Below are 14,188 nucleotides of genomic sequence, written 5' to 3'. Positions count from 1 at the left end.
TCTCCTCTCCAGGGTCAGCGGCGCTTCTTGCTGCCCTGTTTCCTGCTCGCGGATCGGCCTGGTTCCAGACCGGGAATCTCGGTGGACGGGGTGTCGTCCGCATCGGCCGCGGGCATCGCCTTCTCGGCGGCGGGCGCGGCCGGCTTCTTGCCCGGAGGCAGGCGCACGGGCGTGGTCCGCTTGGCACCGGGCTTGGGCTTGGCGCCCGGCTGCGGCTTGGCACCAGGCTGCGGCTTCGAGCCGGGCTTGGGCGCGAGGGCCGCGCGCTGCGCGAGCGCCTCGGTCTTCTTCGTCTCTTCCTCGCGGTCGATCCGCGTGTAGACGAGGCGCTGCTGCATCAGCGTCCAGCCGTTGTTGCTCAGCCAGTAGAGCAGGATCGCGATCGGGAAGAACAGGCCACCGACCAGGACGCCCAACGGGAAGATGTACAGCGTCAGCTTGTTCATGATCGCCGTCTGCGGGTTGTCGGTCTGCGCCTGCGTCTGGCGGGCGACCGAGTGCCGCGCGGTGAAGTGGGTCGCGATGGACGCCACGATCATGAGCGGGATCGACACGGCGAGCACGGCGGGCCGCTCGGTGGCGTACTTCGCCAGTTCCTCGGCGGGCATCGTGATGAACGTCGACAGGTTCGCGCCGAACAGCTTGGCGTTGACGAACGACTCCACGCCCTGGGCGTCGAAGAAGTAGACCTCGCCCCAGCCCGGCTTGAACGAGCGCAGCACGTGGAACAGGCCGATGAAGACCGGGATCTGCACCAGCATCGGCAGGCAGCCGCCCAGCGGGCTGACGCCGTGCTCGGCCTGGAGCTTCTGCATCTCCTGGGCCTGGCGCTGCCGGTCGTTGGCGTACTTCTCCTTGATCTTCTTCAGCTCGGGCGCGAACTCCTGCATCTTGCGCATCGAGCGGACCTGGCCGACGAACGGCTTGAACAGCAGCGCACGCAGCGTGAAGACGAGGAACACCACGGACAGCGCCCACGCGAACCCGCTCGACTCGCCGAAGATGTGGCCGAACACCCAGTGCCAACACCACAAAATGAAGGACACCGGGTAGTAGATGAAGTTGAGCACTAGCTACTCCTCGGCAGGAAGGTCGGGGACGGCGGTCCGCGGTGGCGGTACCGGGTCCAGGCCACCAGGGTGCCAGGGTCCGCAGCGACCCAGCCGGCGGATGGTCAGCCAGCTGCCGCGTGCGGGGCCGTGGACGGTCAGGGCTTCGACCGCGTACGCGCTGCACGACGGGTGGAAGCGGCATGAGGGGGGCAGGGCGGGCGAGATGAACCGCCGGTAGACGTGGACGGGGAACAGGAGCACCCGTGTCACGGGACCCACCGAACGGGTCGTCATCGCAATACCTTGCGCAGCGCTGCGTCGAAATCCTGGGCGAGGTCGGCGCTGGAGGCGGTCGCGGCCGGGGCCAGTGCGCGCACCACCAGACTCGTCCCCTCGGGCAGCCGGAGGATCCGGTCGCGCAGGACGTGCCGCAACCGACGCGACACACGGTGCCGGACGACCGAGTTGCCCACGGCTTTGCTCACGACGAAGCCCACCTTGGACGGAGCCAAGGTGGGCTGCTCATCGGTCGCCGAAGGCAACAGCACGTGCACGACCAGCCTGGACCGGCCGGCCCGACGGCCTCGACGGACCACCAGGCCGAAGTCCTGGCCACTGGTCAGCCGATGGGCCGCGGGCAGCACGGCGTGCGGCGATCAGGCGGACAGCTCTTTGCGACCCTTGCCTCGGCGCGCGGCCAGGATGGCGCGACCGGCACGGGTGCGCATGCGCAGCCGGAAGCCGTGGGTCTTGGCACGGCGGCGGTTGTTGGGCTGGAAGGTGCGCTTACCCTTGCTCACGGTCGGACTCCCGGTGCATCACTGACAAAGAAGCAGGTCTGTGGTCGTCCCCCACGATCTTTCTTCGGGCGCACGCGAAAAGCGCCCCTCGCAAGCAGGAGACCCCCCGAGGGTACGCAGGCCGGTGCCGACAGCTCAAATCGGGGTGGGGGAATCCGGTCCCGTCGCAGGTCACGGGCCACCCAGGCGCAAACGGCCGACACGGTCCGCGCACCCGGGCCCAACGGCGTCTTGTGGTGGACGCCGCACCTTGTTAGCGTCCTCCCTCCGCGGGAAGCAGCGGGCCGACGCCAGGCCAGGCCACGCGCACCGCCCCACGCCGGGTGCCCGCCGTCCCCGAGCCGAGTTCGTGCACAGTTGTGGATAACTCTGTGGATACCTCTATTCTCCGTGTCCACGTCGTGGCGATCCGCGCGGACCGACCACGAGGACCGTCGTAGAGGGGAGGGGCGCGGAGGTGTCCGATCACCAGTCCGATCTCGGTCGGGTATGGGAGCAGGTCGTCCAGGAACTGGCCGCGAGCACGCTGTCCCCCCAGCAACGCGCGTGGATGCGCGTCACCCGGCCGATCGGTCTGCTCGACGGGACCGCGCTGCTGGCCGCGCCGAGCGAGTTCGCCAAGGAGGCGATCGAACGCGCGCTGCGCGACCCGATCACCGCCGCCCTGTCCCGCAGACTGGGCCGGGCCGTGTCGCTGGCGGTCAAGGTCGACTCGCCCGATCCCGTGAACCCGCCCACGACGCCGCTGCCCGTGCTCCCCGCGCCCGTGGTCCCGATCACACCGCCGCCGGTGAACGGCATCGAGCGGCCCGTCCCGCTGCTGCCCGACAAGCCGGAGCCCGAGGGTCCGACGGGGGAGGCCGAGGGCGAGGAGGTCGACGAGCAGGCCGAGGAACTCGCCGCCGTCACCGAGATCTGGCCGACGTTCAGCCGCAACACCGCGCCGAGCGGCACGCCGTTCACCCGACCGGCGAACCCGGCGTCGTCCCAGACCCGGCTCAACGAGAAGTACAACTTCGACACCTTCGTCATCGGCGCCTCGAACCGGTTCGCGCACGCCGCCGCCGTCGCGGTGGCCGAGGCGCCCGCCCGCGCCTACAACCCCATGTTCATCTGGGGCGAGTCGGGGCTGGGCAAGACGCACCTGCTGCACGCGGTCGGGCACTACGCCCAGCGGCTGTTCCCCGGCATGCGCGTGCGGTACGTGTCGACGGAGGAGTTCACCAACGACTTCATCAACTCCCTGCGCGACGACCGCAAGGTCGCGTTCCAGCGCCGCTACCGGGACATCGACGTGCTCCTCGTCGACGACATCCAGTTCCTGGAGGGCAAGGAAGGAACCCAGGAGGAGTTCTTCCACACGTTCAACACGCTCCACAACTCCAACAAGCAGATCGTCGTCTCCTCCGACCGGCCGCCCAAGCGGCTGGAGACGCTGGAGGACCGGCTGCGCACCCGGTTCGAGTGGGGTCTGATCACCGACATCCAGCCGCCCGAGCTGGAGACCCGGATCGCGATCCTGCGGAAGAAGGCCGCGCAGGACCGGCTGGCCGCGCCCGCCGAGGTGCTGGAGTTCATCGCCGCCCGGATCGAGCGCAACATCCGGGAGCTGGAAGGCGCGCTGATCCGCGTCACGGCGTTCGCGTCGCTCAACCGCCAGCCGGTGGACGTGCAGCTCGCCGAGATAGTGCTCCGCGACCTGATCCCGGACTCGCACGCGCCCGAGATCACCGCCCCGACGATCATGGCCGTCACCGCCGAGTTCTTCGGCGTCTCGCTCGACGACCTGTGCGGTCCGGGCAAGACCCGCGTCCTCGCGCAGGCCCGGCAGATCTCCATGTACCTGTGCCGCGAGCTGACCGACCTGTCGCTGCCCAAGATCGGGCAGACGTTCGGCGGCCGGGACCACACCACGGTCATCCACGCGGACAAGAAGATCCGCAAGGAGATGGCCGAGCGTCGGCGCATCTACGACCAGGTCCAGGAACTGACGTCCCGCATCAAGCAGCAGGCACGCCACACGCCCTGACCTCGCCGCGCACCGTCCACGGGCGCTCTTCCCCGACCGCGGGGGGAGGGCGCCCGTCGCGCGTTCCGGACCGCCGCGCACCCGGGTGCGCACCCGGGGACGGTCCCGCCGCCGCACCCGGGTGCGCTCTCGTCCGCACCCGGGTGTCCCGCGTCCCCGCACCCGGGTGCGGGGTGCCCGACCAGGGCCGCGGCGGGCCGTCCACACAGGTCCGACTGCTCAAAGATTCTGTCCACAGGCAGGAATCGGCACACCTTCGAGGAGATCCGGGCCACTCCGGCCCTGTGCAACACCCGGGGACAACCTGCCCCGCACCCGGGGATGCACCCGGGGACAACTCGGCGGATCTGTGGATGGCTGTGGACGGCCGCGGAGTTGTCCCCGGGTGCCCCGAGTTGTCCCCGGGTGCATCCTCCCGTCTGTCCACACCCCCGCGAAGGGCGCGAACTGGGCGGACGTGGGTTGTCCACACAATCCACAGGCCCTACTGCTGTTGCTGTTTTCCCTTCGAGGAGATGAACAAAGAAAAAACAGCACCCGGGGACAACGCCTCGGCAGGTGCCCGCACCCGGGCACCACCCGAGATGACGAACGGGCATCGGACGCTCTACGGTGGGGAACCTCCGCGCCGAGGCTCCGGACATCCGGCGAGGGACGCGGCTCCCATCCCCACCGCAACACCCAGCTGTTGTGGGTCATGCCGACTTGAGGAAAGGACGCCTCATGAAGATCCGCGTCGAGCGTGACGGCCTGGCCGATGCCGTCGCCTGGGTCGCACGCAGCCTGCCGTCCAGGCCGTCGATCCCGGTGCTCGGTGGAGTGCTGCTCGACGCGGGAGCCGAGGACGGGTCGGGCGATGCGCTCACCGTCTCCGGCTTCGACTACGAGGTGTCCGCCCAGTGCGGCGTGCCCGCGACCATCGCCGACGGCGGCCGTGCACTGGTGTCCGGCCGACTGCTCGCCGACATCACCAAGGCGCTGCCCAACCACCCCGTCGAGATCTCCGTCGACGGCGCACGCATGTCGATCACCTGTGGCAGCGCCAAGTTCTCGCTGCCGACCATGCCCGTCGAGGACTACCCGCAGCTGCCGAACATGCCCCAGCTCGCGGGCGAACTGCCCGGCGAGGTGTTCGGCGAGGCCGTCGCCCAGGTCGCCGTGGCCGCCGGTCGTGACGACACGCTGCCCATGCTCACCGGCGTCCGCCTGGAGATCGGCGACGGCAAGCTGACCCTGGTCGCCACCGACCGGTTCCGGCTCGCCATGCGCGAATTCCCGTGGGAGCCCAACTCCGAACTCGGCGACGTGGCCGTGCTCGTGCCGGCCAAGACGCTCAACGACTCGGCGAAGACGCTCGGCGCGTCCGGCGCCAAGGTCGAGCTGTCCCTGGCCGCGGGCGACGGGCTGCTCGGCCTGTCCGGTTCCGGCCGCCGCACGACCGCCCGCCTGCTCGACGCCGACTTCCCCAAGTACCGCCAGCTCCTGCCCAGCGAGCACTCGGCCGCCGCCGTGATCGAGGTCGACGCCCTGGTCCAGGCGATCAAGCGCGTCTCGCTCGTCGCCGAACGCGGCACGCAGGTCCGCCTGGAGTTCGGCGACACCGGCCTGAAGCTGTCCGCCGGCGGCGACGACGAGGGCTCGGCCGAGGAAGAGCTGCCCGTCGACTACGAGGGCGACCCGGTCACCATCGCGTTCAACCCGACCTACCTGCACGAGGGCCTCCAGGCCGTGAAGACGCCGAAGGCGCACTTGTCGTTCACTACGCCGAGTCGCCCCGCGTTGCTCAAGCCCGTGGACGAAGATGGGAACGTGGCGCCGGGCTACCTCTACCTGCTGATGCCCGTGCGCCTGCCCGGCTGATCCACACCAGCGAACCAGGGGAGAGAACGACCGTGCAGCTCGGACTCGTCGGACTCGGCAAGATGGGCTTCAACATGCGCGAGCGGATTCGCCGCGCGGGTCACGAGGTGGTCGGCTACGACCGCAACCCCGAGGTGACCGACACGGCGTCGTTGGCCGAACTCGTCGACCGGCTCGAAGCGCCGCGCGTCGTGTGGGTCATGGTGCCCTCCGGCGACATCACCCGGAACACGATCACCGAGCTGTCCGGGCTGCTGTCCGCCGGCGACCTGGTGATCGAGGGCGGCAACTCGCGCTTCACCGACGACAAGGTGAACGCGGACCTGTTGGGGGAGAAGGGGATCCGCTACGTCGACGCGGGCGTGTCCGGCGGCGTGTGGGGTCTGGAGAACGGCTACGGCCTGATGGTCGGCGGCGCGGCCGAGGACGTAGAGCTGGCCCAGCCGATCTTCGACGCGCTGCGCCCCGAGGGGCCGCGCGAGGAGGGCTTCGCGCACGCCGGTCCCGTCGGCGCCGGCCACTTCGCGAAGATGGTGCACAACGGCATCGAGTACGGCCTGATGCAGGCGTACGCCGAGGGCTTCGAGCTGCTCGCGGCGTCCGACCTGGTGGAGAACGTGCCGGAGACGATCAAGGCGTGGCAGCGCGGCACGGTCGTCCGCTCGTGGCTGCTCGACCTGCTGGTCCGTGCCCTGGACTCCGACCCGGAGCTGGACGACCTGCGCGGCCACGTCGAGGACTCCGGCGAGGGCCGGTGGACCGTCGAGGAGGCGATCAACCACGCCGTGCCGGCGCCGGTGATCTCCGCCGCGCTGTTCGCCCGGTTCGCGTCCCGCCAGCCCGACTCGCCCGCGATGCGCGCCGTCGCGGCGTTGCGCAACCAGTTCGGCGGGCACTCCGTGGTCAGCGCCGGACCGTCGTCCGGCACCGGCAGCACCCAGAGCTGACCCGTTGTACGTCCGGCACCTCCAGGTCGCGGACTTCAGGTCGTGGGAGCACGCCGACCTGGCGTTCGAGCCGGGGGTCAGCGTGCTGGTCGGGCGCAACGGCCAGGGCAAGACGAACCTGGTCGAGGCGCTCGGCTACGTCGCCACCCTCGGCTCGCACCGGGTCGCGACCGACGCGCCGCTGATCCGGCACGGCGCACCGCGCGCGGTGGTGCGCACCGCAGTCGTCAACGACGGCCGTGAACTGCTGGTGGAACTGGAGATCACGGCCGGCAAGGCGAACCGGGCCCGCGTCAACCGCGGCCCGGTGCCCCGGCCGCGCGACGTGCTCGGCATCCTGCGGACCGTGCTGTTCGCGCCGGAGGACCTGGCGCTGGTGCGCGGCGATCCCGGCGAGCGAAGACGGTTCCTGGACGAGCTGCTCACCTCGCGCGCGCCCAGGTACGCGGGCGTACGCGCGGACTACGAACGGGTGCTCAAGCAGCGCGGGGCGTTGCTCAAGAGCGTGCGGTCGACGCGGTCGTCGGACATCGGCACGTTGGACGTGTGGGACGGGCACCTCGCCCGGCACGGCGCCGAGCTGCTCGCGGCCCGGCTCGACCTGGTCGCGGACATCGCGCCGCACGTGACGGCGGCGTACGCGGAGGTCGCGCCCGAGTCGCGGCCGGCGCTGATCTCGTACCGGTCGTCGCTGGGCGAGGCGTACCCGGATTCGCACGACCGCGAGGTGCTGGAGGACGCGTTGCTCGCCGAGCTGCACCGGCTGCGCGGCCAGGAGATCGAACGCGGCGTGTGCCTGATCGGACCGCACCGCGACGACCTCGACCTGGCTTTGGGCGAACTGCCCGCCAAGGGGTATGCGAGCCATGGCGAGTCGTGGTCGTTCGCGTTGGCGTTGCGGCTGGGCGGCTACGAGCTGCTGCGGTCCGAGGGCACCGAGCCGGTGCTGGTGCTCGACGACGTGTTCGCCGAGCTGGACCGGGGCCGGCGGGCGCAGCTCGCGAAGGTCGCGGCGGCGGCGGAACAGGTGTTCATCACGGCGGCCGTCGCGGAGGACGTGCCGGAGGAGTTGGTCGGCGCGCGGTTCGTGGTCGACGACGGGGAGGTACGTCGTGAGTGAAGATGTGCCCCGTTCGGGTGGGCAAGGACCCACATCTGGGGATAACCCTGTGGATAATGTGGATAACCTGCCCCCTGATACCCGGTTGTCCACACCCCACGCCACTCCGGAGGGTGGATTGAGGGGGGCGGACCTCGCCCGTGCCGCCCTGGAGGCGGCCCGCGCGTCGGCGAAGGAACGCGGTGCGCGGACCGTGCGCAAGGGCGTGCGGGGCACGGGCGGTCGTCGTCGCCGGCGTTCGTGGTCGGGGCCCGGCCCGGACGACCGCGACCCCCAGCCGCTGGGGCGCATCGCGTCCCGGATCGCGGGCGAGCGCGGGTGGACCGAGCGGCTGACCGGCGGCCAGGTGTTCGCGCGCTGGGCCAAGCTCGTCGGCGAGGACGTCGCCGAGCACGCGCGGCCCGTGACGCTGGAGGACGGCGAACTCACCGTGCAGGCCGACTCCACGGCGTGGGCGACGCAGCTGCGCCTGCTCCAGCGCGAGCTGCTCAAGCGCATCGCGGCGGGCGTGGGCCACGGCGTCGTGAAACGGCTCAAGGTGCAGGGGCCGGCCGCGCCCAGCTGGCGGTACGGCCCCAGGCACGTCCCCGGTCGCGGTCCGCGTGACACCTACGGGTGAGCCACGATCGGGCCGCAGCGGCGATCCTGTGGCGCGATGAGTGCTCACCAGTCGATTTCTCGGCGGGGGGCGAGCGATCGGACTCCCGAGCGTTCACTTCCGGGCCTCTGTGAGCGAACCAGGGGTGTCCTTGGTGGGTTTCTGGGCGACTCTCCCGGTAGAATCGAGGGGTAGTGTTACCCCGAGCGTCGCTCGGCGACGGTTCCGTCGCTTGAAGTCCGAGGAGACACCAGGCCCGTGGCAGCCCAGAATGAGTACAGCGCGTCCTCGATCACCGTCCTGGAGGGGCTGGAAGCGGTCCGCAAGCGGCCCGGCATGTACATCGGCTCCACCGGCGAGCGCGGTCTGCACCACCTGATCTGGGAGGTCGTGGACAACTCCGTCGACGAGGCCATGGCGGGCTTCGCCACCAAGGTCGACGTGACGCTGCTGGCCAACGGCGGCATCCGGGTGATCGACGACGGCCGCGGCATCCCGGTCGAGATGCACCCGGTCGAGCAGCGGCCCACGCTGGAGGTCGTCCTCACCAAGCTGCACGCCGGCGGCAAGTTCGACAGCGACTCGTACGCGGTGTCCGGCGGCCTGCACGGCGTGGGCATCTCGGTCGTCAACGCGCTGTCCACGGCGGTCGACGTCGAGGTCAAGCGGGACGGTTTCACGTGGAACCAGCGGTTCCAGGCGGCCAAGCCGCACGGTGAACTGGTCCAGGGCGAGGCGACCGAGGAGACCGGTACGACGATCACGTACTGGGCCGATCCGGAGATCTTCGAGACCACCGACTACAACATCGAGACCATCTCCCGGCGGCTCCAGGAGATGGCCTTCCTCAACAAGGGCCTCACGATCGTCCTGCGCGACGAGCGCGTCCAGGAGGCCGAGGACGAGGAAGCCGACGCCGAGGGCCACGTCGCCCGCGTGCGCGAGCGCGTCTTCCACTACCCGGGCGGTCTGGCGGACTTCGTCCGGCACATCAACCACAGCCGGGACGCCGTGCACGAGAAGGTCGTCGCGTTCGAGGCCAAGGGCGAGGACCTCGAGGTCGAGGTCGCGATGCAGTGGAACACCGGCTACACGCCGTCGGTCCACACGTTCGCCAACACGATCAACACGCACGAGGGCGGCACCCACGAGGAAGGCTTCCGCGCCGCGCTGACCCGCGTCGTCAACGAGTACGCGCGCGACAAGAAGCTCCTCAAGGAGAAGGACTCCAACCTCACCGGCGACGACATCCGCGAGGGCCTGGCCGCGATCATCTCGGTCAAGCTCAAGGAACCGCAGTTCGAGGGCCAGACCAAGACCAAGCTCGGCAACAGCGAGGCCAAGTCGTTCGTGCAGAAGGCGACGAACGAGCACCTCGCCGACTGGTTCGAGCGGCACCCCAACGAGACCAAGGTGATCGTCACCAAGGCGGTCTCGTCGGCGCAGGCCCGCATCGCCGCGCGCAAAGCCCGTGAACTCGTCCGCCGCAAGGGCGCGCTGGAGATCGGCGGCCTGCCCGGCAAGCTCAAGGACTGCCGCTCCACCAACCCGGAGGAGTGCGAGCTTTACATCGTGGAGGGCGACTCCGCGGGCGGTTCGGCCAAGGAAGGCCGGGACTCCATGTTCCAGGCGATCCTGCCGATCCGCGGCAAGATCATCAACGTGGAGAAGGCGCGCATCGACCGCGTGCTGAAGAACAACGAGGTCCAGTCGATCATCACGGCGCTGGGCACCGGCATCCACGAGGACTTCGACCTCACCAAGCTGCGCTACCACAAGATCGTGCTGATGGCCGACGCCGACGTCGACGGCCAGCACATCCGCACGCTCCTGCTGACCCTGCTGTTCCGGTTCATGCACAGCCTGGTCGAGGCCGGCCACGTGTACCTGGCGAACCCGCCGCTGTACAAGATCAAGTGGCAGCGCATCGAGCCGGAGTACGCCTACTCCGACCGCGAGCGCGACGGCCTGATCGAGAGCGGCCTGGCCGCCGGCAAGAAGATCGGCAAGGACGACAACATCCAGCGCTACAAGGGCCTCGGCGAGATGAACGCCGAAGAGCTGTGGGAGACCACCATGGACCCCGCCAACCGGGTCCTGCGCCAGGTGACGATGGACGACGCCGCGGCGGCCGACGAGCTGTTCAGCGTGCTGATGGGCGAGGACGTGGAAGCCCGCCGGTCGTTCATCACCCGCAACGCCAAGGGCGTGCGGTTCCTCGACGTCTGAGTCCTCCCCGGGTTAAGGAAGTAGAACTTTGAGCGAGACGACGCTGCCCCCGACCGGCGGAGACCGCACCGAGCCGGTCGACATCCAGCACGAGATGCAGAACTCGTACATCGACTACGCCATGAGCGTGATCGTGGGACGGGCCCTGCCGGACGTGCGCGACGGCCTGAAGCCCGTCCACGTCCGCGTGCTGTACTCCATGTTCGACTCGGGCTTCCGCCCCGAGCGCAGCTACAACAAGTGCGCCCGCGTGGTCGGCGACGTGATGGGCAACTACCACCCGCACGGCGACTCGGCGATCTACGACGCCCTCGTGCGCCTGGCCCAGCCGTGGGCGCTGCGCTACCCGCTGATCGACGGCCAGGGCAACTTCGGCAGCCAGGGCAACGACCCGGCAGCCGCGATGCGCTACTGTGTGACGCCCGACACCCGGGTCCGCCTGGCGGACGGGTCGAGCCCCCGCATCGGCGACATCGTCCCGGGCGCGCTGCCGAACAGCGACAACCCGATCGACCTGAAGGTCCTCGACCGCAACGGCGACCCGGTCCGCGCGGACATGCTCTTCCACTCCGGCGAGCACCCGACGCTGACGTTGCGCACGCGCAATGGCTTCGAGCTGACCGGCACCCACAACCACCCGGTGCTCTGCCTGGTGAGCGTGGGCGGCGTGCCGACCCTGCTGTGGAAGCTGCTGGAGGAGATCCACCCCGGCGACCGCGTCGTCCTCCAGCGCACGCCGCAGGAGGAACTCGCACCGCTGTCCCGCCGTGAACACGCCGAAGCCCTGCTCGCCGGCGCCTTCGTCAGCGAAGGTTTCGTGTCGGCCGGTCGCGCGGGCTTCGACGGCGGACAGTCCGATGCGGGCAAGCGGGTACCCGAGTTCGTTTGGCAGTCCGGTGCGGCGATCAAGCGGACGTTCCTCTCGTACTTGTTCTCCGCCGTCGGTTCGGTGTCGTCATCCGACTCCGTCGACATTCGGTGCTCGACCCGGAGCCGTGTCCTTGCCCGTGAAGTGCAACAACTACTGCTGGAATTCGGTGTCGTCGCGTCACTGGTGGACGGTGAGCATGGCGAGATCGAACTCGTCGTCGCCAGCCACCGCGATGTTCGTCTGTTCGCGGAGCGGATCGGTCGCCTGGACCACGAGCAGGACAAGCTGTCCGCGATCCTGTCCGCGAACCCGGTCCAGAGTCCCCATGCCTGCAGCGACCACGTGCCCTTCGTGGATGAGTTCATCCGCGTTCACGGCACCAACCAGTTGACCGACCGCGAGGTGTTGGACGTCGTCGAGCCGCTGGTCGACGGCCGGTTCCACTACGCCGAGGTCGCGTCGGTCACCGACGCCGGCGTCCAGCCGGTGTTCAGCCTCCGGGTCGACACCGACGACCACGCGTTCGTGACCGACGGGTTCGTCAGCCACAACACCGAGTGCCGCCTCACGCCGTTGGCCATGCACATGCTGGCCGACATCGAGGAAGACACGGTCGACTTCCGCGACAACTACGACGGTCGCATCCAGGAGCCGACGGTCCTGCCGTCGCGCGTCCCGAACCTGCTGATCAACGGCTCGTCGGGCATCGCGGTCGGCATGGCGACGAACATCCCGCCGCACAACCTGCGCGAGGTCGCGGACGGCGTGGTGTGGGCGCTCGACAACCCCGAGGCGTCCGACGAGGAGACCCTCGAGGCGATGATCGAGCGGGTCAAGGGGCCGGACTTCCCGACCTACGGCCTGATCCTCGGCACGGCCGGGATCGAGGACGCGTACCGCACGGGCCGCGGCTCGGTGAAGATGCGCGCGGTCGTCGAGGTCGACGAGGACGCCAAGGGCCGTACGATCCTCGTGGTCACGGAGCTGCCCTACCAGGTCAACCCGGACAACCTCGTCGAGAACATCGCGGCTCTGGTCCGCGACCAGAAGCTGACCGGCATCGCGAACATCGCCGACGAGTCCAACCGCCGCTCCGGCATGCGGATCGTGGTGACGCTCAAGCGCGACGCCGTGGCCAAGGTCGTGCTCAACAACCTCTACAAGCACACCCAGCTCCAGTACTCGTTCGGTGTGAACATGCTGTCCCTGGTCGACGGGGTGCCGCGCACGCTGCGCCTCGAACAGATGATCCGGCACTACGTGAAGCACCAGATCGAGGTCATCGTCCGGCGCACCCGCTTCCGGCTGCGCAAGGCCGAGGAGCGCGCACACATCTGGCGCGGCCTGGTCAAGGCGCTCGACCAGCTCGACGAGGTCATCGCGCTGATCCGCCGCTCGGACACGCCGGACACGGCGCGTGCCGGCCTGGTCGAGCTGCTCGCGATCGACGAGATCCAGGCCAACGCGATCCTGGAGATGCAGTTGCGCCGGCTCGCCGCCCTGGAGCGGCAGAAGATCATCGACCAGTTGGCCGAGATCGAGCTGGAGATCGCGGACCTCAAGGACATCCTCGACCGGCCCGAGCGGCAGCGCGCGATCGTGCGCGAGGAGCTGCTCGCGATCGTGGAGAAGCACGGCGACGACCGGCGCACGAAGATCGTGCCGTTCGACGGCGACGTGTCGATGGAAGACCTGATCGCGGTCGAGGACGTGGTCGTCACGATCACGCGCACGGGCTACGCGAAGCGCACCAAGACCGACCTGTACCGCTCGCAGAAGCGCGGCGGCAAGGGCGTGCAGGGCGCGCAGCTCAAGCAGGACGACATCGTGCAGCACTTCTTCGTGTGCTCCACGCACGACTGGATCCTGTTCTTCACCAACAAGGGCCGGGTTTACCGCACGAAGGCGTACGAGCTGCCCGAGGCCAACCGCAACGCGCGCGGCCAACACGTGGCCAACCTCCTGGCGTTCCAGCCGGAGGAGGAGATCGCCCAGGTCATCCAGATCAAGAACTACGAGGTCGCGCCGTACCTGGTGCTCGCGACCCGCAAGGGTCTGGTGAAGAAGTCGCGCCTGTCGGACTTCGATTCCAACCGCGCGGGCGGCCTCATCGGCATCAACCTGCGCGAGGACGACGAACTCGTCGGCGCGGTGCTGTGCGCGGCCGACGACGACCTGCTGCTGGTGTCGAAGGACGGCCAGTCGATCCGCTTCCACGCCGACGACGACGTGTTGCGCCCGATGGGCCGTGCGACTTCGGGTGTGCAGGGCATGCGGTTCAACACCGACGACGAACTGCTGTCGATCGGCGTCGTGCAGGAGGGCCTGTTTGTTTTGGTGGCCACCGACGGTGGGTACGCCAAGCGCACCCCGATCGAGGACTACCCGGTCCAGGGTCGGGGCGGCAAGGGCGTGCTGACCATCCAGCACGACCGCAGGCGTGGGAGGCTGGTCGGCGCGCTCATCGTCGACGTCGAGGACGAGCTGTACGCGATCACCTCGGTCGGCGGGGTGATCCGGACCAGCGCGGAGGAGATCCGCAAGGCAGGCCGCCAGACGAAGGGCGTCCGGTTGATGAACCTCGGCGAAGGCTCGACTCTCATCGCGGTCGCGCGCAACGCCGACGAGCCGACGGACGTCACCACTGGTGACGAGGACCAGGCCGAGCCTGCCAACTAGTGC

General features: G+C 69.4%; 11 protein-coding genes. 7 read left to right on the top strand and 4 right to left on the bottom strand.

Annotated features, from left to right (window positions below):
* Positions 1-14 precede the first annotated feature (14 nt).
* The 4 genes from yidC to rpmH are packed head-to-tail and all read right to left on the bottom strand — an operon-like array spanning position 15 to position 1,852.
* Positions 15-1,070 carry a membrane protein insertase YidC gene (gene yidC / locus F4559_RS32940; protein ID WP_184674964.1) on the bottom strand — a complete coding sequence of 352 codons (1,056 nt, stop codon included), beginning with the start codon at positions 1,068-1,070 and terminating at the stop codon, positions 15-17.
* A 3-nt stretch (positions 1,071-1,073) separates the two neighbouring features.
* A complete protein-coding gene (gene yidD, locus F4559_RS32935; RefSeq protein WP_184674963.1) occupies positions 1,074-1,346 on the bottom strand; it encodes a membrane protein insertion efficiency factor YidD in 273 nt (90 codons plus the stop codon).
* Entirely contained in the window at positions 1,343-1,696 is a 354-nt protein-coding gene (gene rnpA, locus F4559_RS32930) for a ribonuclease P protein component (RefSeq protein WP_184674962.1), read from the bottom strand. The genes yidD and rnpA overlap by 4 nt, the downstream gene beginning before the upstream one ends.
* 12 nt (positions 1,697-1,708) lie before the next feature.
* The gene (gene rpmH, locus F4559_RS32925) at positions 1,709-1,852 is read right to left on the bottom strand and encodes a 50S ribosomal protein L34 (RefSeq protein ID WP_081915316.1); all 144 of its coding nucleotides are present in this window, start codon (positions 1,850-1,852) and stop codon (positions 1,709-1,711) included.
* Between the two features lie 457 nt (positions 1,853-2,309).
* Between rpmH and dnaA the strand changes: the two genes are divergently transcribed.
* The 7 genes from dnaA (at position 2,310) to gyrA (ending at position 14,185) form a co-directional block, all read left to right on the top strand.
* Positions 2,310-3,881, top strand: coding sequence for a chromosomal replication initiator protein DnaA (dnaA, locus tag F4559_RS32920; RefSeq protein ID WP_184674961.1), 1,572 nt, complete (start codon positions 2,310-2,312; stop codon positions 3,879-3,881).
* Positions 3,882-4,604: 723 nt separating this feature from the next.
* The gene (gene dnaN / locus F4559_RS32915) at positions 4,605-5,741 is read left to right on the top strand and encodes a DNA polymerase III subunit beta (RefSeq protein ID WP_184674960.1); all 1,137 of its coding nucleotides are present in this window, start codon (positions 4,605-4,607) and stop codon (positions 5,739-5,741) included.
* 32 nt (positions 5,742-5,773) lie between these two features.
* The gene (gene gnd / locus F4559_RS32910; RefSeq protein WP_184674959.1) at positions 5,774-6,688 is read left to right on the top strand and encodes a phosphogluconate dehydrogenase (NAD(+)-dependent, decarboxylating); all 915 of its coding nucleotides are present in this window, start codon (positions 5,774-5,776) and stop codon (positions 6,686-6,688) included.
* Between the two features lie 4 nt (positions 6,689-6,692).
* Entirely contained in the window at positions 6,693-7,808 is a 1,116-nt protein-coding gene (gene recF, locus F4559_RS32905; protein ID WP_184674958.1) for a DNA replication/repair protein RecF, read from the top strand.
* Positions 7,809-7,926: 118 nt separating this feature from the next.
* Positions 7,927-8,427 (top strand): DciA family protein, encoded by a 501-nt coding sequence (locus F4559_RS32900; RefSeq protein WP_221447449.1) that lies wholly within the window; start codon positions 7,927-7,929, stop codon positions 8,425-8,427.
* 237 nt (positions 8,428-8,664) lie between these two features.
* Positions 8,665-10,635 (top strand): DNA topoisomerase (ATP-hydrolyzing) subunit B, encoded by a 1,971-nt coding sequence (gene gyrB, locus F4559_RS32895; protein ID WP_184674956.1) that lies wholly within the window; start codon positions 8,665-8,667, stop codon positions 10,633-10,635.
* A 28-nt stretch (positions 10,636-10,663) separates the two neighbouring features.
* The gene (gene gyrA, locus F4559_RS32890; RefSeq protein ID WP_184674955.1) at positions 10,664-14,185 is read left to right on the top strand and encodes an intein-containing DNA gyrase subunit A; all 3,522 of its coding nucleotides are present in this window, start codon (positions 10,664-10,666) and stop codon (positions 14,183-14,185) included.
* Positions 14,186-14,188: the final 3 nt, after the last annotated feature.

This window comes from Saccharothrix violaceirubra (assembly GCF_014203755.1).
Lineage (GTDB): Bacteria > Actinomycetota > Actinomycetes > Mycobacteriales > Pseudonocardiaceae > Actinosynnema > Actinosynnema violaceirubrum.
The sequence above is the reverse complement of the archived record's forward strand: the minus strand, read 5'-3'. Positions and strand labels throughout refer to the sequence as shown.